Consider the following 22,517-nt stretch of genomic DNA (forward strand, 5'->3'; position numbering starts at 1 on the left):
AAATTTTCCATGTTACTCCTAAGAAAGATTCTATTAAGGACTTTCGATTGAAAATTAAAGAAAAGACACAAAAGAGACTAACCCTAAGTAAAGAACAGTGGATAAACCGAGTTAATCCAATTATTCGGGGAAAAGTTAACTACTATACAACTGTAATAAAAGCTATTAAAACTAATGAGCAATACGGCCAAAAGAGCCGATGCGTAACTAGATGGATGAGAACAATACTATTATCTGTAGATGGTTATATAAGAAGGAGATTACGCGTAGCGTTTATTCATAAACATCCCTCTCAAAAGAAAGGAATGAAGATGAATTCCAAATGGAATAATGCTTTCTTTGTGGGAATTAAACTTATACCTAGCTATTGGCTATATCTAAATAAAGCATATGGATATACACTACAAGATTATCTAGAAGAATTAAAAAGCAAATCAAAGCAAAAAGTACAGCGTGCCATAGAAAGAACACATGAAAAGGGTGAAGAGTATTACACTCCCCACCGACTCCAGAAGATGCAAAATGCCTGGAATGCATCCTCTTGATAAACATTTTAACATTTGGTAAGCCGTATGCCTTAGTAGGGCACGTACGGTTTGATAAGGGGGGAGCTATGAAAATAGTTTCCCTACTTTATTATTGCTTAGAAAATTATAAATTTTTTAATTTTGACCTAGGTCAAGGTTTAATAACAAACTTATAGCTATAATAAAGATATAAAATAAAAGATAAAAAATAAAAAATATTAAGGAGGTTGTCTATTATGATAACAAAAACATACCAATTGGAAACATTAACATGCCCTAGCTGTGCAATGAAAATTGAAGCTTCCGTAAAAAAAATGATTGGGGTAGAAAAGGTAGAGGTGCTTTTTAATTCGAGTAGAGTAAAGGTATATTTTGATGAAGCAGTTCAAAATAGTGATGAAATCAAAAATACTATTGAAAAAGTAGGTTTCGATGTTTTAGGTATAAAATAGCAAAGAAGATTCGATTCATAAGAAGTATTAGCTCCAGCTGAATTAGAGTTAACCTAATATTATTAAACCGTAAAGGAGAGATGACTATGTTTAAAATAAGTAAATTTCAAAGAATAGTTGTATCTGGAGTTATGATAGTCATCTCCCTATTACTTAATTACTTAGCTTTATATAAGACATTATCTAATATGCTTTTAGTTGTAGCTGCTATTATTTCAGGTTATCCAATTGCACTTAATGCTATTAGAGCATTAAGATATAAAATTTTAGGTATCGATGCTCTTGTTACTACAGCTGTTATCGGTGCCTTTTTTATACAAGAATACTTTGAGATGGCAGCCGTGACTTTCTTATTTATGTTTGGAAACTATTTAGAGTCTAGAACATTAGAAAAGACACGATCTTCAATAAAAGCCCTGTTAGATTTGGCACCAGATAGAGCTAGAGTAATTCGGGATGATATGGAAGTTGAAGTTTTACCCGAAGAAGTAGTAAAGGGAGATATAGTAATAGTAAAACCAGGAGAAAAAATACCCGTCGACGGTACTGTTATAGAGGGAAAAGCATATGTAAATCAGGCTGCAATTACAGGCGAATCTGTTCCTATAAGCCGTGAAAATGGCGAAGGTATATTCTCGGGTACAATTATAGAGTCTGGATATCTTAAAATAACAGCAGATAGAGTAGGTGAAGATACAACATTTGCTCGTATATTAGAAATGGTAGAAGAGGCTCAAGACAAAAAAGCAAAAACACAAAAATTTTTAGAAGTATTTTCAAAATATTATACACCAGGAATTATAGTATTAACAGTTATAGTATATTTATTAACTAAAGACATTGAACTTGCCCTTACACTTCTAGTCATTGCTTGTCCAGGTGCTCTTGTAATATCAGCTCCGGTTTCTGTAGTAGCTGGTATTGGAAATGGAGCAAAGCATGGAGTTTTAATTAAAGGTGGAGAAATAATAGAAAAAATGGGAAAAGTTAGAGTAATTGCTTTTGACAAAACTGGAACCCTTACAATAGGAAGACCTCAAATAACTAATATAAAATCATACGGGTTAGGTGAAAATGAGATTTTAAAATTAACTGCAAGTGGAGAACTATATTCAGAACATCCTCTAGCCAAGGCCATATTAGAAGGAGCGAAGGATAGAAATATATTAGGCTTAATAAAACCAGAATATACGGAAATTATAACTGGTCAAGGGCTAATAGCTAAAATAGGAGACACAAATATTCTAATAGGTAATAGAAAACTACTTCAATCTAATGGAATAGCAATATATGAAGAAGTAGAAAAATATATACAGAAGGAAGAGTCAGAAGCGCAAACTGTTGTGTTGGTAGCAGATTCTGAAAAACTACTAGGCGTAATATCTATTGCAGATAAACTTAGACCAGATGGCGCAGAATTAATAAAGAAACTAAAGTCCCAAGGTATTAAAAAGGTAGTAATGCTAACAGGTGACAACAGACTTGCAGCAAAATCAATTGCAAACAGGCTAGGTTTAGATGATTACTATGCAGAATTATTACCAGAAGATAAAGTAACAAAATTAAAAGATCTACAAGAAAAACATGGTATGACAGCAATGGTTGGTGATGGAGTTAACGATGCTCCGGCTCTAGCTACAGCGGACTTAGGTATTGCTATAGGTGGCGCTGGAAGTGATGTAGCTATGGAAACAGCTGATGTAGTTTTAATGTCCGATGAGTTGAATAAAGTATCTTATGCGGTAGGCCTTAGTCGTGCTACAGTAAGAAATATGAAACAAAATATTTATTTTGCAATAGTTGTAGTAATAGGTTTGATTATAGGAGTCTTAGGAAAAACTGTTTTTCTTTCAGCTGGAATGCTAATACACGAAATGAGTGTTTTATTAGTAATAGTTAATGCAGTTAGACTTTTAAAGTATGAAGAAAAGTAGATGATTTATATATGAAGTATATAGGGGTGGAAGATCTAGCCACCAACTTAACTAGAAGGGCTTAATACCTTTCTAGTTTTTTATTTTAAATAAAAATTAAAGACTTTTTAAAAAATATTGTTGCCAAAAATATGTAGATATAATATACTATAACTGAACATATGAATATACGTTCATATATAAAGAAAGGATGATATCATGTCTATAAATCAAGTTAATACAGAGTCGTGTAACTGCAATGTTATACATGAAGATGTAGTTAATAGAGTTAAGCAATCAATGCCTCAAGAAGAAAAATTATATGACTTAGCTGAATTATTTAAGGTTTTTGGAGATACAACAAGAATTAAAATTCTTCACGCATTATTTGAAGCAGAGATGTGTGTTTGTGATATAGCTGTATTACTGGGAATGAATCAATCAGCAATTTCCCATCAGTTAAGGGTACTTAAACAAGCTGGACTTGTAAAGTTTAGAAAAGATGGAAAGGTAGTTTATTATTCCTTAGATGATGAACACGTAAAAAATATTTTTGAGCAAGGCTTTATTCATATAAATCATAAATAAATGGGGGGAAAAACATGAGTGCAGGACTGCGTAAAGAATTTATTTTAGAGGGATTAGACTGTGCAAACTGCGCGTCTAAGATAGAAGTAAAGGTTAATGAATTAGATGGTGTAAGATTAGCTACTGTAAATTTTGTTACTAAAACTTTAGGTATTGAGGTAGATGATATATCAAAGCTAGAATCTATTGTTAACGATACAAGAGGTATAGTGAAAAAACTGGAGCCTCATGTAGTTGTAACAGAAAAAATAAAAAATAAAATCAAACATAATAACCATAATAATCATGATCATGGACACTGTGATGGGCATTGTGATGGACATAATCATGAAGATAGTCATGGACATAGCCATAGCCATGGAAACGGAGGTAATAAAAAGGAGCTTATAGGATTAGGAATAGGAGCTCTGTTATTTTTCATAGCCATAGCTTTTAAAATGCCAAATACTGTGGAATTTATACTCTACTTTATAAGTTATCTTCTTGTAGGTGGTGAAGTCCTACTCAGAGCAGGAAGAAACATATTAAGAGGTCAAGTCTTTGATGAAAACTTCCTAATGGGTATTGCAACAATAGGTGCTTTTGCTATTGGAGAATTTCCAGAAGGGGTAGCAGTAATGCTTTTCTATCAAATAGGAGAGTTTTTCCAAGATCTAGCGGTTAACAGATCTAGAAAATCTATTGCAACACTTATGGATATTAGACCAGATTATGCAAACCTTAAGATAGGAAATGAAGAGAAAAAAGTTTCTCCAGAAGAGGTTGCAGTAGATGATTATATTATAATTAAGCCTGGAGAGAAAGTGCCTTTAGATGGGGTAGTTATAGAGGGGAAATCTATGGTAGATACTTCTGCTTTAACAGGGGAATCTGTACCAAGAGAAGTTGAAGAAGGAAGCAATGTGCTAGGTGGATTTATTAATAAAAATGGTTTGCTGACAGTTAAGGTAAGTAAAGAATTTGGAGAATCTACAGTGTCTAAGATTTTAGAATTAGTAGAAAATGCTAGTAGTAAAAAGGCACCTACAGAGAACTTTATAACTAAATTTGCAAGATACTACACACCGGTAGTTGTATTTGCGGCCCTAGGTTTAGCGGTGATTCCACCACTAGTAATCGAAGGTGCTACTTTCTCAGAATGGATCTATAGGGCACTTATATTCCTGGTAATATCTTGTCCTTGTGCATTAGTAGTATCTATACCACTAGGATTCTTCGGAGGAATTGGTGGAGCATCTAAAAATGGAATTCTAATAAAGGGTGGAAATTACCTAGAAGCACTTAATAATGTTGATACAGTGGTATTTGATAAAACAGGTACATTAACAAAGGGTGTATTTAAAGTAACTGAAATAAATGTTAATAAAAATATTTCAAAGGAAGAACTATTAGAGTACGCTGCTTATGCAGAAAGTCATTCTAATCATCCTATTGCTATATCTATTTTAAAGGCATATGGAAAAGATATAAATAAGGATGAAATTGAAAACTATGAAGAAATATCAGGACATGGAATTAAAGTAAAGGTAAAAGATAAAGAAATTTTAGCTGGAAATGCTAAATTAATGGATGAGAAAAACGTTGCATATGACTCAGTAGAAACTATAGGAACTATAGTATATATAGCTGTTAATGGGAAATTTGCAGGTTCTATCATTATTTCCGATGAGATAAAGGAAGATTCACAAAAAGCAATTAAAGAATTAAAAAATATTGGTGTTAATAGAACTGTTATGCTTACAGGAGACAACAAACAGGCAGGAGTAAGAGTAGCGAAGGAATTAGGCTTAGACGAAGTACATGCAGAACTTTTACCTGACCAAAAAGTCGAGAAGCTCGAAATGTTAGATAGACAGAAGTCAGAAAAAGGAAAGTTGATTTTTGTTGGAGATGGAATCAACGACGCACCAGTGTTAGCCAGAGCAGATATAGGGGTAGCAATGGGTGGATTAGGTTCTGATGCAGCTATAGAAGCAGCTGATGTTGTTTTAATGACCGACGAACCAATGAAGCTAGTGAGTGCAATAAAAATAGCTAAAAGAACTAGACGTATTGTATGGCAAAATATTATATTTGCCTTTGGAGTAAAGGCTATTGTATTGGTATTAGGTGCGGGTGGTCTTGCAACTATGTGGGAAGCAGTATTTGCAGATGTAGGTGTAGCTCTTATTGCAGTATTAAATGCTATGAGAGTTTTAAATGTGAAAGATATTTAAACTTTTTTTAATATATGTAAAAATAAGACTCTTTTATGAGTCTTATTTTTATAAAATAAAATGAAAAGATAAGAAGAAATATGGAGCAGGAAATATATTTTTAATACTTAAATTTATTAAAATATACTAAACTATATACGCAATTAAACTATCAAAGTTCCAGTCTTTCCTTCTATACCTTCTTTGGCTTTCTCTAAAGAAGTAATAAGGGCTTTTCTGCCTTCTTTACTTTCAGCAAACTTTATGGCCGCTTCAACCTTAGGAAGCATAGAGCCTCTAGCAAAATGACCTTCTTTTATATATTGTTTAACTTCATTAATACTTAGTGTATCAAGAAGCTTTTCGTTTTCCTTTCCGTAGTTAAGGGCTACTTTTTCTACTGCTGTAAGGATTATTAAATAATCTGCTTCAACAACTTCAGCTAGTTTTTCACTGGCAAAGTCCTTATCGACTACGGCGGAAACTCCGATTAGACTATGTACTTCTTCTATTACCGGTATCCCACCGCCACCTACTGCTATAGCAATATGGCCTGCCTTAGTTAAGGTTTTTATAATATCCTCTTCAACTATCCCAATAGGAAGTGGAGAAGGAACTACTCTTCTATATCCTCTACCTGCGTCTTCTACTACTACATAACTTTTTTCTTTTTCTAATATTTCAGCTTCTTCCTTTGTATAAAATGCACCTATTGGTTTTGTAGGGTTTTGGAAGGCCGTATCATTTTTATCTACTATAACTTGAGTAATAACAGTTGCAACAGGTTTGTTAATATCTCTTTTTATAAGTTCTTCTCTTAGGGCATTTTGTAGATGATATCCAATATAACCCTGGCTCATAGCGTTACATTCGGGAAAGGGTATTTCAGGAATAATTACATTAGATTTAGAAGCTTCTTCTATTGCTAGGTTAATCATACCTACTTGTGGACCATTTCCATGGCATATTATTACTTCGTATCCTTCTTCTATTAAATCTACTATTGGACTTGCTGTACTTTTCACTGCTAAAAGCTGTTCTTTAGGATTATTCCCTAAGGCGTTACCACCCAGGGCAATTACTATTCGTTTGCTCATATTTGCACCTCCGGCTAATAACTACTAGAGTTTATATTCTGTCAGCTCTTCACAGTAGTTACAACGATATTGAACTTTTCCGTTAGGTACTAATGTGAATTCTGATATAGCATAATCATCTACAGTTGTTATACAACGAGGGTTTTTGCACTGAAATAGTCCTTTTATTTTTTTAGGTATTTCAACTTTTGATTTTGAAGTAATCTCTCCATTTTTTATAATATTCACAGTAGCATTTTGATCAATAAGCCCTAGTATAGTCATATCTATATTCACATGGTCTTGTATTTTAATAATATCTTTTTTACCTAGTATATGGCTATTTACTTTCATTAGCAAAACTACAGGTGCATCTATTTTATCTAATTTTAATTTGTTGAAAATTTTAAGCCCATTTCCTGATGTAATATGGTCTATTACAATTCCTTGTGTAATTCCGGTTACTTTAAGCATTAGTATCCCTCCCTAAAAGTAGCGCCATTAGAGCCATTCTTGCAAATACTCCAAGCCTTGCCTGCTGGAAATATTTTGCTCTAGGATCCCTATCCACATCATAGCTTATTTCGTTAACCCGTGGCAGTGGATGCATTAGCAGTAAATCTCCTTTAGCATATTTGAGCTTTTCAGGAGTTAAAATATAACTATCCTTTAACTTAACGTAATCGTCTTCGTTAAAGAACCTTTCTTTTTGAATTCTGGTCATATATAAAACATCAATATCCTTCATATGCTCATCTAAAGAAGTAGTTTCAATAATTTTTACATTATGTTTTTCTATAACATCATTTTTTAAGTGAAGGGGAATTTTTAATTCTGGTGGAGATATTAATATGAATTCTATATTAGGAAAGCGACTTAAAGTTTTAAGCAAAGAGTGTACTGTTCTTCCAAAGAGCAGGTCCCCACAGATAGCAACCTTAAGATTTTCGATATGATTTTTATAGTATTGTATGGTTAATAAGTCTGTTAAAGTTTGAGTAGGGTGTTGATGGCCACCATCGCCACCATTTATAATAGGAACTGTAGAATATTGTGATGCTAGAAGGGGTGCTCCTTCCCTTGAATGACGCATTACTATAATGTCTGCATAGCCATCTAAAACCCTTATAGTATCTGCAACACTCTCTCCTTTCTTTACTGAGCTAGTTTCTGCATCTGCAAAGCCAAGAACGGTGCCCCCCATTCGAAGCATTGCGGATTCAAAGCTTAAACGTGTTCTTGTGCTAGGCTCATAAAACAAGGTTCCAAGAATTTTACCTTTACATAACTCACTGAATCTTGATGGATCTTTGTATATTTCAAGTCCTAGGTTGATAATAGCTTGAAGTTCTTCCACAGTAAAGTCGTTTACATCTATAAGATGTCTGCCTTCTAATTTCATTGCATTTCCTCCCTTTTCATTTGGGAGCGTTAACTCCCTTTCTAGCCTCACTGGACTAAGTTAAAGGCAAAATAGAATAACCCCATTGGCTTATGAAATAACCAAAGGGGTTAGAAAGTAACTCAAAGTAATATATTTTTTCAAATAATATACTTAGAGTTTATATCCGATCCTTTTTGGTCTCGCAGTACCAATTTAAAGGCATATTCTTTTTTAAAAATATACCATGAAAATAGTATTAAGTCAATAAACAATAATAATAAATTTAATAAGTATTGGTGGAACTATGAAGGAAAAACTATGGTATTGTAGAATATTTGAGATATAGAATAATATAAAGGGGGTGCATGGGTTATGTATATAAGTTTATTGGAGGAAGTATATAACTTTTTAGTAGAAAAGATAGGTATGCCTGATTTAAATACACGTACTGAAAATGTGAACCTAGTCCCCTTATCAAATATAGATTATAGAGATAAAATTAGAGGAGCGATGGTGAGCTTAGCTATCGGAGACGCCTTTGGAAGTTCGTGGGAAGGTCAACAGCCAAAGGAGATTGAACATATAAATCATTTTTTAAAGGGCGAAAGAAATACTGCTTCTTTAAAGGGAACATGGCAAACTACAACTGTTATTTTATTTGCAGAATCCTTAATTATTAATCAAACCTTTAATCCAGAGGACTTAGCGAATAGGTTTATTCGTCAACCTATTGTTGGAATGGACAAAGTAATGGAGCAATTTACTTTAAATTATAGAGACCACAGAATGGAATGGTATAGATGTGGTATAGCTTCTGTAGAAGCTGGAGCAGCTATTAGAGGAGTGCCCTTAGCATTAGTAAACTATGGAGATTTTACTACATTAAAATTAATTGGAGGAATTCAGACAATTATTACCCATATGGATGAAACTGCTGTTGCTGCCAGTATTTTATTTTCCTCGGCTGTAGCATACTTATTAAATACTCCTGCTTTTTCCATGCAGAGTAAAAATGATTTTAATCTATTTATAGATACCCTTTGTAAGAGTATAAAAGGAATAGAAACTAAAGTATATCCTACAGGTAAAAACGGAGAAATTGCGAACTTATATATAATGGTTAATCGTATATTAAAGGAATGGATTGATAAGAGTATTTCGATTGAAGAAATAAAAAAGCAGTGGGGTAGTAGTGCTAATTCTCTAGAGGCAATTCCTTTATCCCTATATATTTTTTTAAAAAATCCTAACGACTACGAGAAAACATTAAAAGAATGTTTAACTATGAGAGAAACCGATATAATAGTGACCATGGTGTTAGCCTTGCTAGGAGCATATTTAGGGTTTAATAATATACCCAAGGGATATATAAATAAATTAGATATAGATAAAGAGATTTTAACTTTATCTGATAGACTATTTGAGCTTTCGTTGAAAAATAAGAGCAATAACCCTTATAGAAGAATGAGAGATCAAATAGAAATAGAACGATCTCAAGATGAATTAGATAAGTTATTATGGCTAGGAATTAAATATAATAAAGAAGAAGAATATGAAATGTCTATTAAATACTTCGAAGAGCTTATAACAAAAAGCCCTGACTTTAAGAAAAATGAAAGAGTAAAACTTCATATTATAGAGGCATATGAAGGGTTGGGAAGCAAGCTTTTAGACAATGAAGCTTATGAGGATGCCTTAAGGTGTTTTAAAAAAGCCCTTATTTATGATTTAAATCATCCGACAATTTTATGTGATATGGCGGTTACTTATTTAAACATAGATGATTTAGATAAGGCAGAAAAGTATGCCCGAAGAGCAGTTGAAATTGCACCAGAATATGAAATAGGTAGAGAAGTATTAGAAGGTATTAAAAGTTTGCAGAATAAGAGCTGAAATTATTTTTAGCTCTTGTTGTATTTTTATAGTATAATAAAAAACGTAGAATATTGTCGAAAATAAGGTTGTGTTGTCGAAAACCAGAAAAATATATCAGAAAAATACGAATGTAAATAGGAAAATAGACCCATTTTTTCCTATCATTATAAAGATAAATAATATATAATAAATGCGTAAGTTATTATGAGAGGATAAAGGTATGAAAAAACTAGTAATAGCAGAAAAACCTAGTGTAGCTAAAGATATTGCAAAGGTTTTAAATTGTAAAGATAAAAAAGATGGTTACATAGAAGGAGATAACTATATAGTTACTTGGGCCATAGGTCATTTAGTTATATTATGCAACCCTGAGGAATATGATATTAACTATAAAAAGTGGGCATTTAATAATTTACCTATTATACCAGAAAAGATAAAGCTTAAACCTAACCCTAAGACATATAAACAGTATCAAATTGTAAAAACTCTGATCAAAGCTTCACAAGTTGATGAAATAATATGTGCTACTGATGCTGGTAGAGAGGGAGAACTTATTTTTAGATATATATATGAGCTTGTTGGTTGCAGAAAGCCTTTCAAAAGGTTATGGATATCATCACTTACAGAAGAAGCAATTAAGGATGGATTTGCTAAGCTACGGGATGGTAAAGCATATGATCCATTATATTACTCAGCAAAGTGTAGAAGTGAAAGTGATTGGTTGGTAGGAATGAATGGGAGTAGGGTATATAGTATAAAATATAATAGCTTACTTCCCATAGGTAGAGTGCAAACACCTACTTTAAAGATTATAGTTGATAGAGATATGGAAATCGATAACTTTACTCCTGTTGATTATTGGGAGGTAAAGGCAGATTTTAAAGAGTATAGTGGTACTTGGATAGATTTGGAAACTAAGGAGAGTAAAGTAGATACTATTGAAAAGGCAGAATATATAAAGAATAAAGTAGTAGGTAAAGAAGGCGAAGTTACAGATTGTCAAAAGAAAAAAGTAGTTAAAAAACCACCACTATTATATGATTTAACAGAGTTACAAAGAGATGCAAACAAACGATATGGATATACAGCCCAAAGAACTTTAGATATAGCTCAAGCTCTTTATGAAAAAAGAAAGGTAATTACATATCCAAGAACTGATAGCCGTTATTTATCCAAGGATTTAATTCCAAAATTAAAAAACTTAATTAAAAAAGTAGGATTGGAAGGGTATCAAGAATATACAGGGAATTTAGAAAAAATAGAGAAATTACCAATTACTTCTAGGATTGTTAATGATAGTAAGGTTTCGGATCATCATGCTATTATCCCTACGGAAAAAAAGGCAATATTGGACAAATTCTCTGAGGAAGAGAAAAATATTTACGACATTATTGCAAGAAGATTTTTATCGGTTTTTTATAATGATTATGAATATTTTAGTATAACTATAATAACTAATGTAGAAGAGGAAAACTTCAAAAGTAACGAGCAGCAAACTATAAATCAAGGCTGGAGAATACTCTATAATGAAAAAGAAAAAGGTATAAATACAAGTTTATTAGCTAATATACAAAAAGGATATACAAGCTTGGTAAAAAATGCAAATATAGAAAAAAAACAAACAAAACCGCCGGACAGATATAATGAAGCACTACTTTTAGGTGCAATGGAAAATGCGGGAAAGTTTATTGATGATGAAGAATTAAGAGAACAATTAAAAGCAGGTGGTATAGGTACACCAGCTACTAGGGCTTCAGTTATTGAAAGGATTATAAATGTTGGATATATAGAAAGACAGGGGAAAAATTTAATATCTACAGAAAAAGGGAGAAAACTTATACAGGTAGCTTCTAATGAATTATCATCCCCCGAGCTTACAGGTAAATGGGAAAAGGCCCTAGATAAAATTGCTAAAGGTCAACTAGATTCTAAAAAGTTCATGGATGGTATTGTTAGATTTACAACATTTATAGTAGAAGATGTGATTAGAAATAAGGAAGAGGTTATATTTGAAAGATATAATAAAGGAAAAAATCAAACAGATTTTAAGAGTAACTCTTACAACAATACTTTAGGTATATGTCCAGCGTGTAAAGTTGGGAATGTAATGGAAGGACCTAAAAATTTTTACTGTAGTGAATATAAGCAGGGATGTAAATTTGGATTGTTTAAAGAAGATATACTTATGAAAAAATTTAAAAAGAAAATGACTAAAACCATAGTAAGTAAACTGATTGAAAATAAAGTAGTCATTGTAAAAGGTATGGTATCGCCCCAAACTAATAATAAGTTTGATGGCAAAATTCGTTTAAAAAAATCAAGCAATGGTTACTGGGGTTGGGAGTTTGCAACAGGGGAATAGATATATTTGAGCACTTGAAATTTCAAAACGTAAGTTTAAAAGTTTAAGTGCGATGGAGTCTATGCAATAGCATCAGACGACTTTGATAAGTAAGTGGGGGAGTTAAGTGGTGAATAGAGAATATCATAAAGAATCCCAAGTATTAAATGGACATGAAAAACATAGTATGCAGCTATATAGAGCGCTAAATAGACAATATAGTAAAGAGGCTGCTATTAATGTTGTGGTTAATTTTATTTACAAAAGGCTAGGCTATAGGACTATGTATCTAGATATTGTAGAAAATAACAAAAAGGTTATGATCAAAGATTCATCATGTAAAGATATTAATGAAAAGGGCAATACAGCAGATACGGCGATTTCAGGTGTTTTTAATTTAAGCTTATCTATGAACGAGTATAAAAAGCCCTTATGCTTGGAGGATACAAATAGTATAGAAGAAGCATTTCCGTATTTAAATAGAATGATCCAACCACATAAGTTATTGTCTACACCTGTTTTTGCTCAAAATAAATTAGTAGGTCTTTTAATCATCTATGACAAAGAAAAAGAAAGAAAAATTTCTTGCGAACTTAAAAATATAGCACAATTAGTTGCTAGAGAACTTACAGCCGTATTTTCTAGAATTGAGAGACAGAATCTAGCCTTTGAAAATATGCTCGGATTAACAGCTCTAGAGAATATATTACTATATAACCCAGAAGATAGTTTGGATAATACAAGTGACCCACTGCAAAAAATAGTTTCAATAATTCCTAGTGCTACAGGTATGAAAAAGTGTACTATAGCGCTATTAGATGAGGATGAGGAGTTTTTATTACCTCATTACTCTACCTTTGATAAAAGCGCCAAGATTAAAGAAAAAAAATACCCACTAGATAAAACTAAGACAAAGGATCATACGGCTATTATTGCTATAGATACCAAAAAACCTGTTGTTGTATATGATGCACTGACAGATCCTAGATGTGATTCTGAGCTTTCTAAGGAGTTAGGTGTTCGTTCCAATGTAGTATTACCTATCCTTAATGTTCATGGAAAACCTTTGGGCGTAATGTACTTAGATAACGGAGAGTACGAAACTTTCTCTGATAGACAAGTTCGATTTTTAGAAATTATAGCTCGTCATATAGGGCTTATTATTTCTAACATAGAGTATATTGGTGATTTAAAGGCATGGTCAAAATATGATGGATTAACAGGATTACTTAATCGTAGAACATTTGAGAACATATATGAAGAAGTATACAGAATATACAGGTATAGTGAAGAAAAATTCTCTATTTTAATGATTGATATAGATGATTTTAAGTCAACTAACGACAATTATGGCCATCAAATGGGAGATATAGTCTTGAAAAATGTGGCAAACTGTATAAGGGAAAATGTAAGACAAAAAGATATAGTTGCCCGATATGGAGGAGAAGAAATAATAGTTATATTAAAGGATATTGGTAAGGAAGAAGCTAAGATTATAGCAGATCGTATTCGGCACTTAATTGAGACTCTTTCTGTACATAATATAAGTGTTACTGTATCTATAGGCCTTTCAACATTTGGTATAGACAGCTATAACAAGGAAAATTTAATTCATATTGCAGATAAATGCTTGTATGAGGCAAAAAGTATAGGTAAGAATCAGGTAATCTGTAAATAAAAAATTAATATAGTATTTTAAAAAATTAAGAATTCAACCAAAAAAAAGCAGCTTAGCTGCTTTTTTTGTGTGTATATAAAAAAATGTATCTAAAAAATAAGTATTAAGGTTAAAGATAATAACATTGGACATGATTATATATTATATAGTTTAATCTTTGGAGGAGACAAAATGCTAATCAATTTTTATATGAAGTTTTTATTATTACTACTAACAACTTTAGTGTATTTTAATCTATTTATACTAGTTAAAGATGTTGTTTTTGTAAGCATATATCCGTATTTATTAGGATTTACAGCTTTATTTATAATATTTCTTTTAATGTTACAATTTTTTCAAAATGAAATAATTATAAAAATTATATATGTTATAATGACACTCTTTTTTATTCTTTTTATGTTTACTTTCTTTCAAATATGGAAAAACACAAGAGTGTCAAACAGCTATCAAGTAAAGAGAAGTAAGTATATGGATCAATTAACAGAGATTGACAAAAACAAAAGAATGACAGATGTAACTTTAGAACAAAGCCAACAGGGAATTGGAAAGCTTATAGAAGAAAATACAGGTATGCCTATTTCGTTTTATAATGAAGCATTACTAATATATGATAGTGCCACTATGTTTGATGAAATGGTAGAGGAAATAAGTAAAGCTAAAAGCCATATACACATCGAGTTTTTTATACTTAGAAATGATAATATAGGGCAAAAGTTTAAAGATCTATTAATTAAAAAAGCTAAAGAAGGTGTAGAGGTTAGAGTTATTTATGATGGATTAGGAAGCTGGAGTTTAAAAAGACACTTTCGTAAGGAACTAATTGAAGCTGGAGTAGAGATAAAGGCATATGATAGTATTTTTAAGTCTGTTATTAAAGGGAAGCTTAACCATCGTAACCATAGAAAAATAGTTATAGTAGATGGTAAGGTAGGCTTTACTGGAGGAATTAATATAGGTGATGAATATTTAGGTAGAGATAACACCATAGGAAACTGGAAGGATATTTTAGTGAAAATAAAAGGTGAAGCGGTTAAGGGCATGCAGAGAGTATTTTTAGGGGACTGGTATTATGTTAGTGGAGATAAACTGTTAGATAATAAGTATTTTCCAGAGTGGGAGGGAGAAAACATTTTACCTGTACAAATAGTTAGCGGCGGATATGACACCTATTGGAATGAAATTAGTCAAGCATATTTTTCTATAATAACTTCGGCAAAAAAGAGATTGTATATTGCAACACCATATCTTGTACTAAGCGACAGTATGATAAATGCTCTTCAGACAGCGGCTTTAAAAGGGGTAGATGTAAAAATAATAATACCTAAAAATCCAGATTTATTTTTAGTTGGATGGGCTAATTCATCATTTTTCAATAAACTTTTAAATAGTAAAGTGAAAATATATTTGTATGAAGATGGTTTCATACATTCAAAGATTTTTGTAGCAGACGATAAGGTCGTATCAGTCGGATCTGCTAATTTGAATACACGAAGTCAATATTTAGACTGTGAGATGAATGCCATATTATTTGATCAAAGTCAATCGGAGCTTATGATTAGAGAACTTTATAAAAACATAGGAGATAGTGATGAAGTTATGCTAGAAGATTACAGCAAACGTCCGTTAATACAGAGGTTTAAAGAAAAGATAGGTATGTTAATGATACCTTTAATTTAGTCAAGTATATAAACAATAATAGTTGTCAATAATACTGAATGTGCTAAAAAGGAGGGGTTTTATGGCAATAAAAATTGGTATTCCAAGAGGATTATGGTTTTATGACTATTATCCCTTATGGAAAACATTCTATGAACACTTAGGGGCAGAGGTTATTTTATCTAAGCCTACAAACAAACAAATATTAGACCAAGGTGTAAAAAATACAGTGGATGAGGCTTGTCTTCCTGTAAAGATTTTTAATGGTCATGTTATGGATTTAAAAGATAGGGTAGATTATATTTTTGTTCCTAAGATGATGAGTGTTTATGAAAAAGAATATATATGTCCGAAGTTTTGTGGATTGCCGGAAATGGTAGTACATTCAATTAAGAATCTACCACCTTTAATAGATGTGGAAATAAACTTTAATAAGTCTAGAAAAAACTTAGATGAAACAATATATAAATTTGGATACTACATTACTAAAGATAGAGGGAAAATTAAAAGGGCATATGCTGAAGCTTTGAAAAGTTATCAAAAGTATAAGGATACAATAAAAAGTGGTAATCTACCTGTAGATGGAAAGTTTATAGAGTCCAATAATAGTGATATATCTAATATAAAAAATAAAAAGAAAATAGCAGTAGTAGGACACACATATAATATGTATGATAGCTACAGCTCTATGAATTTACTTAATAAGCTAAAGGAGAATCAGGTTGATATCCTTGTTCCAGAAATGATCGATTTTAATATTATTAACAAATACGCAAACGAACTAGAAAAAAAAATGTTTTGGAGCTTTGGAAGAAAACTTTTAGGTGCTTCTATGTATTTAGCTCAAGCTAAAAATGTGGATGGTGTTATTTATGTATCATCATTTGGATGTGGTATTGATTCAATAATACAGGACCTATTTGAAAGAAAATCCAGAAGAGAAGGTAAAATTCCTTTTCTACTATTAACTATAGATGAACATACAGGAGAAGCAGGAATCAATACAAGAATAGAAGCATTTTTAGATATGATTGAATGGAGGAATCGAAATGAAGGTAACCTTTCCGCACATGGGTAATCAATATGTGGCTACAAAAGTATTATTAGAAGAATTAGGAGTTGATATAGTAGTTCCACCCCGGTGTAGCAAAGATACTCTAAATATTGGTGTAAAACATTCTCCAGAGTCCATTTGCCTTCCACTAAAGGTCAATATAGGTAATTATATAGAAAGCATAAATATGGGAGCAGATACCATAGTATTAACAGGAAGCTGTGGGCCTTGTCGTTTTGGATACTATTCAATATTACAAAGAGAATTACTGAGTGAAATTGGTTATGATATAGATGTTATATTACTTGATCCTCCTCAAGGTGATTATAAAGCATTCTTTAATAGAATCTTTAAATTAACAGGAACTAAAAATCCTTATAAAATTATCAAAGCTTTAAAAAAAGCAGTGCGGGTATTGAATCAGGTGGATGATTTAGAGGATATAGCCTACTATAAAAGACCTAGGGAAAAGGTTAGGGGTAGCGTAGATAGGTATTATGATCAATTCCATAAGGATATAAGGATGGTATATGGGTATGAAGGAGTTTCTCGACTAATGAAGGAGACAAAGGAAAAAATACTATCTGTAGAGGAAGACTCTAATAGAGAAATTATTAAAATTGGTGTTGTAGGGGAAATTTACACTATTATAGAGCCCTTTGTAAGCTTAGATATTGAAAAGAAGCTAGGGAGTTTAGGAGTAGAAATAGATAAATCATTAAAAGTAAGTCGCTGGCTAAATGAACATCTCTTCCTAAATCCTCTAGGATTAACTAGTGAAAAGGAAACCAGAAAGGCAGCTGAGCCATATTTGAAAACTATGATAGGTGGACATGCTAGAGAAACTATAGGCTATAGTGTTAAATTTGCTAAGGAAGGTTTTGATGGAATTATACAAGTTTATCCTCTAACTTGTATGCCAGAAATAGTCGCACAAAGTATTCTTCCCACAGTAGAAAAGGATTATAATATCCCATACCTATGTCTTATTGTAGATGAAATGACAGGAGAAGCTGGGTATATGACTAGATTAGAGGCATTTGTCGATCTTTTACGGAGAAGAAAGGAGATTAGTAAAGGTGAAAAATTGTTATCTGGGTATTGATGTAGGCTCCGTTAGTACTAATATCGTATTAATGGATGAAAATAAAGAGATTATGGGTAAAGTTTACACAAGAACTAGTGGAAAACCAATAGATGCTGTGCAGAGGGCTTTAAAGGAAATAAAATCCCAAGTAACAGAAGATATTAATGTAAAGGGTGTTGGAACAACAGGAAGTGGTAGACATTTAGCTTCTATGATAGTGGGAGCAGACGTTGTTAAAAATGAAATTACTGCCCATGGTATAGCTGCACTTAACTTTGTTGACGGCGTAAGAACTATATTGGAAATTGGTGGACAGGATTCAAAAATTATTTTACTTAGGGATGGAATAATTAGTGATTTTGCTATGAATACTGTATGTGCTGCGGGAACGGGATCCTTTTTAGATAGACAGGCAGCTCGTATGGGTATTGATATTAAAGATTTTGGAGGCTTAGCATTACAGTCAACAAATCCTGTTCGTATAGCAGGAAGATGCGCTGTTTTTGCTGAGACAGATATGATACATAAACAGCAATTAGGGCATAATCAGGAAGATATTATTAAGGGACTTTCCGATGCAATGGTAAGAAATTTTTTAAATAACTTAGCTAAAGGAAAGGAAATAGTAGGTCCTGTTGTATTCCAAGGTGGAGTAGCTGCCAATGTAGGAATTAAAAAATCCTTTGAAGAGGCTCTTGGACTAGAAGTATTAGTACCACCCCATTATGATGTTATGGGTTCTATAGGGTGTTGTTTATTGGCTCAAGAACATTCTGCAAAAGGAAATAAAACGAGTTTTCAAGGCTTTGATATTATTAACTCTGGCTATAATGTAAAGGGCATAGAATGTGCAGATTGTTCTAATATGTGTGAGGTTATTGAAATATTAAGAGATGGGCAAATTATGGCACGTTGGGGAGACAAGTGCGGAAAATGGAACGATTTAATTAAAAGTGATATAGAAAAATTAGCGTAAAGTAAAACAAACCAATTATTCTTAGATAATAAGAATGATTGGTTTGTTTTACTAGTGAATGTATAGGCAATTCAATTAAAAAGCTTCGATAAGTACATCTATTGTACCACCACAAACCATACCTTCTTCTTCTGCCACAATACCTGTCATATCCACATGCTCGATAGAATAGCCTTTTGTTAATATAACATCACGAGCTAATGTTATTATATTAGCTTCACTACAGCCTCCACCAATACTTCCTATAACTCTACCATCCATCCAAGCTATCATTTTAGCCCCAGCCTTTCTAGGCACGGAACCTTTAGAAGCAATTATTGTAATAAGGGCCCTAGGAATTTCGGACTGTTGAGATATTTCTTTAATTACATCACTATCAAATTCTGGCCAATTAAACTTTTTTAAATTATTATTTAAAATGGGACCTTTAGATCTTCTAAAACTAATAACCTGCGATATTATGGAAATTGCTATTTCTTCAGGTGTAACTGCACCTATATCTAATCCAATTGGTGAATTAACATTGTTTAACTTTTCTTTACAATAACCTTCGCTTACTAATTCGTCCATCATTGTTTTTACTCGGCGCTTTGAGCCTATCATACCTATATATGATGAATTATACTTTAAAGCATTACGTAAACAAACTCCATCATGTCTATGGCCTCTAGTTACAATAACTACAAAATCTGACTCTCTTAAATTTAGCAAATCAAAGACTTTTTCGAAATCTTCACAAATGACTTCACTAGCTTCAGGAAAGCGATCAGGATTAGCAAATGAAGGTCTATCATCTACTACAACAACAGAAAATCCTACTTTATGTCCAAATTCGGCTAAAGGTTTAGCTATATGGCCTCCACCTAAAATTACTAATCTAGGCTTTGGAAAATAAGGTTCAATTAAAATAGTTCTATTCTGACTATTGTAAAGCATAGGACTTCCTGTTTTAAAACTATCCAGTATTTTATCTTTAAGATCCTTTGTAATACTAGGTAGTTCTTTTTCTAAGTTATGTCTAGATAAAAGAAGTTTTTCTTCAATAGTTCCTCTTTTTTCATCACTAGGATTCATAAAAGTTAATAGAGTAGTTTCATGTCCATTGAGTAACTCATTTAATAAATTTTGATATATATCTTTAAACATAATATAAAATCACCCAATCTATTTTATATTTTAAATATGGTAATATTAAGCAAAGCATTGTTTGTTATATAACTAATAATACTTAAATATATTATAACAGGTTTTAAAATCAAAACAATAAAAAGTTGAACATACAAATATATATAGTTTGGTATGGTATTCTATTACTGAGATTTACAAAAGAATTTTGAATTTAAAATTAAATATTTATTAATAAAGAATATTGACTGAAAAATAATATTGTGATATATTTAACACAGTAATGAATGAGTATTGTTCTTAAAGAGGAATACATGTATTTAAATTAATAAAACTTAATGTGTGGCTTTAGGATATTAATTACTCTATATGATTTTTAGTAAACATGGAGGAATTAGCTATGAAAGAAATAGATATTAAGGGTTTAGAAAATGATATCGACAAGGAAATAAATAAACAGGATATACTGCTAGAACAAAATATGGTAGATGAAAATAACAATAGCATATATGAACAAGAAGATAAAATTTCTTTAATGGGTGATTTAGTACGCTTAAAATCTTCTGAAGGTAAACTAACAAATGGAGAAGACTTTTTTGAAGATCCCATTGCTTTAGAGGTAGAAGATATATTACCTAGTATTGAAGAGCTAAAAGTGAGAGAAGAGTATGGGGATATATATACTATAAAAGGAGCTAGTTCTATATATTTATTTTCAGATAAGTATATTACCTATAACTATGCACAGATGATGGTAAGGGTGGAGGAAAAAGATTTAATTAGTCTAATTGCAGAGACAGTTAGACACGAATCTAAAACCTATCCAAGACCCACTGACGTAAGACTATTTTCATATAATCCTTTTAACTTCACTAAGGAACAGTTTAGTGATGTTCTAACCCAATTAAAGACAAAGAAAGAATATGAGGATATAAAAGAAACTAGAGCTTCAAATGCTGCTCTTTATCTATATTCGGATAAGTTTATGGTAAAAGCTCATGCAGTTTCTTTAGCAGAATGGATAGAGGTAGAGCATGACCAAAATCCATAGTTCAGTATATAACAAATTATTATAAATATATAAAAGCTTTACTTTAAAATGTAATGCAAGGAGGCGATACAAATGTTTGGTAGATTAGGGACTACGGAGCTAATATTAATCTTAATAATCGCATTGGTAATTTTTGGACCGTCAAAACTTCCGGAATTAGGAAAAGCCTTAGGCAAATCTCTTAAAGAATTTAAGGATCATGCAGATAAAATAACCGAAAATCCGGAAAAGGAGACTATAGAGAAGTCAGAAACATTAGATAAGAAGGAAGAAGAATAATAATATTTATTTCTTTAAAATGTTATAGATATAATTTTTAAGGAAGTATATTTATAGATTTTTATTTATTGACAAGTTGTAAATGTATAAAGTATAGTTAAATTGTAAGCGATAAATATATTTTATGTACATAAGTAAAACTTATGTACTGTGCTGCATTAAAAAAGTTAAATATACGAGACATTATCTACGAGCCTAATTACCTAAGGATAAATATCTAAGGTTTTAGACCGATAGGTAGACTTGGAAACGAGTATGCCTCCCATTTTGTAAAGTAGATTAGTGAAAATGATGCATAGTTATCTAGAATTAATGCTTTTGTTAGCGTTTTCTGGTGTTGCTGATTTTTTACTAATCTAAAATTGTTTTTGTAGGCATTTATCTTTCGGAAAAAGTTTGTTATTTAACAAATTAAGGATAAATTTGCCAGCACTAATCTATTTATAAAGCAATAAAGAAGAAAATATGACGTACATTAACAAATATTTATTTAGGAGGGAGAGTTATTATGTTTGAAAGAGAAATTGAAGATTTTTTAGAGAAATTGAGAACTAGACGAGAATTTTTAAAAGTTAGTGGAAAAGGAATAGTAGGTATAACTGTTACTGCTTCTGTACTAAATTTATTAGGATGTTCTAATCCAGATGTTGGAAGTGCTTCCGCTTTTGTAACTGCTAAAGGGATACTTATTGCTGAGAGGAATAAATGTACTGGATGTCAAAGATGTGAGATGGTTTGTACAGTAGCAAATGATGGCAAGGTTCATCCGCTTATTTCAAGAATAAAAATTAGTAGAAACTTTAACTATGGAGATGAAATTACAGATAATTATCGTAATGAAGATGGCTATTTTGGAAACTTCCTTATGACACCTGAAACATGTAAGCAATGTAAGGAACCTAAGTGTGCTGAATCCTGTCCTGCCGATGCGATTAGTTTAAATGAAAAACTAGGGGCTTGGACAGTAGATAAAGATAAGTGTGTTGGATGTGGAGCATGCGCAGCAGCCTGTCCATGGCATATGCCTACAATAGACCCAGAGAGTAAAAAATCTACAAAATGTATTTTATGTGGAGCATGTGCGGAAAACTGCATTACAGGAGCATTAAAAATAATTCCTTGGGAAGAAGTAGCAGCAATGTTTACCAGAAAAGGATATCGTTTTTCATAATATAAATTATTAGTAAAAGCAAACTTTATTTTAACAATATAAATAAATAGAAACTTAAATATTTATCATATTGATTTATAGATAGGAGG

19 protein-coding genes and 1 riboswitch are annotated in these 22,517 nt (G+C 31.8%); of the genes, 15 read left to right on the forward strand and 4 right to left on the reverse strand.

Going from position 1 to position 22,517, the window contains the following annotated elements:
- Nucleotides 1–47: 47 nt before the first annotated feature.
- The 5 genes from HYG84_RS09125 to HYG84_RS09145 all read left to right on the forward strand — a co-directional run bounded on the left by HYG84_RS09125 (nucleotide 48) and on the right by HYG84_RS09145 (nucleotide 5,696).
- Complete coding sequence (locus HYG84_RS09125; RefSeq protein ID WP_212376063.1) at nucleotides 48–545, forward strand: group II intron maturase-specific domain-containing protein; 498 nt, start codon at nucleotides 48–50, stop codon at nucleotides 543–545.
- Nucleotides 546–763: 218 nt separating this feature from the next.
- Nucleotides 764–979: a heavy-metal-associated domain-containing protein gene (locus HYG84_RS09130; RefSeq protein WP_212376066.1), complete on the forward strand. Its 216-nt coding sequence runs from the start codon at nucleotides 764–766 to the stop codon at nucleotides 977–979.
- Between the two features lie 86 nt (nucleotides 980–1,065).
- Nucleotides 1,066–2,913, forward strand: a complete 1,848-nt coding sequence (locus HYG84_RS09135; RefSeq protein WP_212376069.1) for a heavy metal translocating P-type ATPase — start codon at nucleotides 1,066–1,068, stop codon at nucleotides 2,911–2,913.
- A gap of 198 nt (nucleotides 2,914–3,111) precedes the next feature.
- Complete coding sequence (locus HYG84_RS09140; protein WP_212376072.1) at nucleotides 3,112–3,480, forward strand: ArsR/SmtB family transcription factor; 369 nt, start codon at nucleotides 3,112–3,114, stop codon at nucleotides 3,478–3,480.
- A gap of 14 nt (nucleotides 3,481–3,494) precedes the next feature.
- On the forward strand, nucleotides 3,495–5,696 hold the full coding sequence (locus HYG84_RS09145; RefSeq protein WP_212376075.1) for a heavy metal translocating P-type ATPase: 2,202 nt from the start codon (nucleotides 3,495–3,497) through the stop codon (nucleotides 5,694–5,696).
- 143 nt (nucleotides 5,697–5,839) lie between these two features.
- On the opposite strand, the gene arcC is transcribed toward HYG84_RS09145, so the two are convergent.
- From arcC to pyrB, 3 genes are read right to left on the reverse strand one after another with little or no spacing between them, the layout of a single operon-like run.
- A complete protein-coding gene (arcC, locus tag HYG84_RS09150) occupies nucleotides 5,840–6,772 on the reverse strand; it encodes a carbamate kinase (protein WP_212376078.1) in 933 nt (310 codons plus the stop codon).
- 24 nt (nucleotides 6,773–6,796) lie between these two features.
- Entirely contained in the window at nucleotides 6,797–7,225 is a 429-nt protein-coding gene (locus tag HYG84_RS09155) for an aspartate carbamoyltransferase regulatory subunit (protein ID WP_212376081.1), read from the reverse strand.
- Nucleotides 7,218–8,153: an aspartate carbamoyltransferase gene (gene pyrB, locus HYG84_RS09160; protein WP_212376084.1), complete on the reverse strand. Its 936-nt coding sequence runs from the start codon at nucleotides 8,151–8,153 to the stop codon at nucleotides 7,218–7,220. Before pyrB ends, HYG84_RS09155 begins: the two co-directional genes overlap by 8 nt.
- A gap of 354 nt (nucleotides 8,154–8,507) precedes the next feature.
- On the opposite strand from pyrB, the gene HYG84_RS09165 reads away from it, so the two are divergent.
- The 7 genes from HYG84_RS09165 to HYG84_RS09195 all read left to right on the forward strand — a co-directional run bounded on the left by HYG84_RS09165 (nucleotide 8,508) and on the right by HYG84_RS09195 (nucleotide 18,802).
- Nucleotides 8,508–10,028 carry an ADP-ribosylglycohydrolase family protein gene (locus tag HYG84_RS09165; protein ID WP_212376087.1) on the forward strand — a complete coding sequence of 507 codons (1,521 nt, stop codon included), beginning with the start codon at nucleotides 8,508–8,510 and terminating at the stop codon, nucleotides 10,026–10,028.
- A 202-nt stretch (nucleotides 10,029–10,230) separates the two neighbouring features.
- Complete coding sequence (locus tag HYG84_RS09170; protein ID WP_212376089.1) at nucleotides 10,231–12,372, forward strand: DNA topoisomerase III; 2,142 nt, start codon at nucleotides 10,231–10,233, stop codon at nucleotides 12,370–12,372.
- Nucleotides 12,373–12,478: 106 nt separating this feature from the next.
- On the forward strand, nucleotides 12,479–14,029 hold the full coding sequence (locus tag HYG84_RS09175) for a sensor domain-containing diguanylate cyclase (protein ID WP_212376091.1): 1,551 nt from the start codon (nucleotides 12,479–12,481) through the stop codon (nucleotides 14,027–14,029).
- A gap of 189 nt (nucleotides 14,030–14,218) precedes the next feature.
- Nucleotides 14,219–15,706 carry a cardiolipin synthase gene (cls, locus tag HYG84_RS09180; RefSeq protein WP_212376094.1) on the forward strand — a complete coding sequence of 496 codons (1,488 nt, stop codon included), beginning with the start codon at nucleotides 14,219–14,221 and terminating at the stop codon, nucleotides 15,704–15,706.
- A gap of 61 nt (nucleotides 15,707–15,767) precedes the next feature.
- Nucleotides 15,768–16,763: an acyl-CoA dehydratase activase-related protein gene (locus HYG84_RS09185; protein WP_212376097.1), complete on the forward strand. Its 996-nt coding sequence runs from the start codon at nucleotides 15,768–15,770 to the stop codon at nucleotides 16,761–16,763.
- Nucleotides 16,735–17,844, forward strand: a complete 1,110-nt coding sequence (locus HYG84_RS09190; protein ID WP_212376100.1) for a 2-hydroxyacyl-CoA dehydratase — start codon at nucleotides 16,735–16,737, stop codon at nucleotides 17,842–17,844. The genes HYG84_RS09185 and HYG84_RS09190 overlap by 29 nt, the downstream gene beginning before the upstream one ends.
- Nucleotides 17,819–18,802, forward strand: coding sequence for an acyl-CoA dehydratase activase (locus HYG84_RS09195; RefSeq protein ID WP_212376103.1), 984 nt, complete (start codon nucleotides 17,819–17,821; stop codon nucleotides 18,800–18,802). Before HYG84_RS09190 ends, HYG84_RS09195 begins: the two co-directional genes overlap by 26 nt.
- 75 nt (nucleotides 18,803–18,877) lie before the next feature.
- On the opposite strand, the gene HYG84_RS09200 is transcribed toward HYG84_RS09195, so the two are convergent.
- Nucleotides 18,878–19,948 carry an XdhC family protein gene (locus HYG84_RS09200; protein WP_212376106.1) on the reverse strand — a complete coding sequence of 357 codons (1,071 nt, stop codon included), beginning with the start codon at nucleotides 19,946–19,948 and terminating at the stop codon, nucleotides 18,878–18,880.
- A 379-nt stretch (nucleotides 19,949–20,327) separates the two neighbouring features.
- Between HYG84_RS09200 and HYG84_RS09205 the strand changes: the two genes are divergently transcribed.
- From HYG84_RS09205 to HYG84_RS09215, 3 genes are all read left to right on the forward strand, one after another.
- Nucleotides 20,328–20,978 (forward strand): YdhW family putative oxidoreductase system protein, encoded by a 651-nt coding sequence (locus HYG84_RS09205; protein ID WP_212376109.1) that lies wholly within the window; start codon nucleotides 20,328–20,330, stop codon nucleotides 20,976–20,978.
- A 72-nt stretch (nucleotides 20,979–21,050) separates the two neighbouring features.
- Complete coding sequence (tatA, locus tag HYG84_RS09210; protein WP_212376112.1) at nucleotides 21,051–21,257, forward strand: twin-arginine translocase TatA/TatE family subunit; 207 nt, start codon at nucleotides 21,051–21,053, stop codon at nucleotides 21,255–21,257.
- A 175-nt stretch (nucleotides 21,258–21,432) separates the two neighbouring features.
- Nucleotides 21,433–21,551, forward strand: a riboswitch (molybdenum cofactor riboswitch).
- Nucleotides 21,552–21,765: 214 nt separating this feature from the next.
- Nucleotides 21,766–22,428, forward strand: coding sequence for a ferredoxin-like protein (locus tag HYG84_RS09215; protein ID WP_212376115.1), 663 nt, complete (start codon nucleotides 21,766–21,768; stop codon nucleotides 22,426–22,428).
- The last annotated feature ends 89 nt before the right edge of the window (nucleotides 22,429–22,517 follow it).

The sequence above is a fragment of the Alkaliphilus sp. B6464 genome, assembly GCF_018141165.1.
GTDB lineage: Bacteria > Bacillota > Clostridia > Peptostreptococcales > Natronincolaceae > Alkaliphilus_B.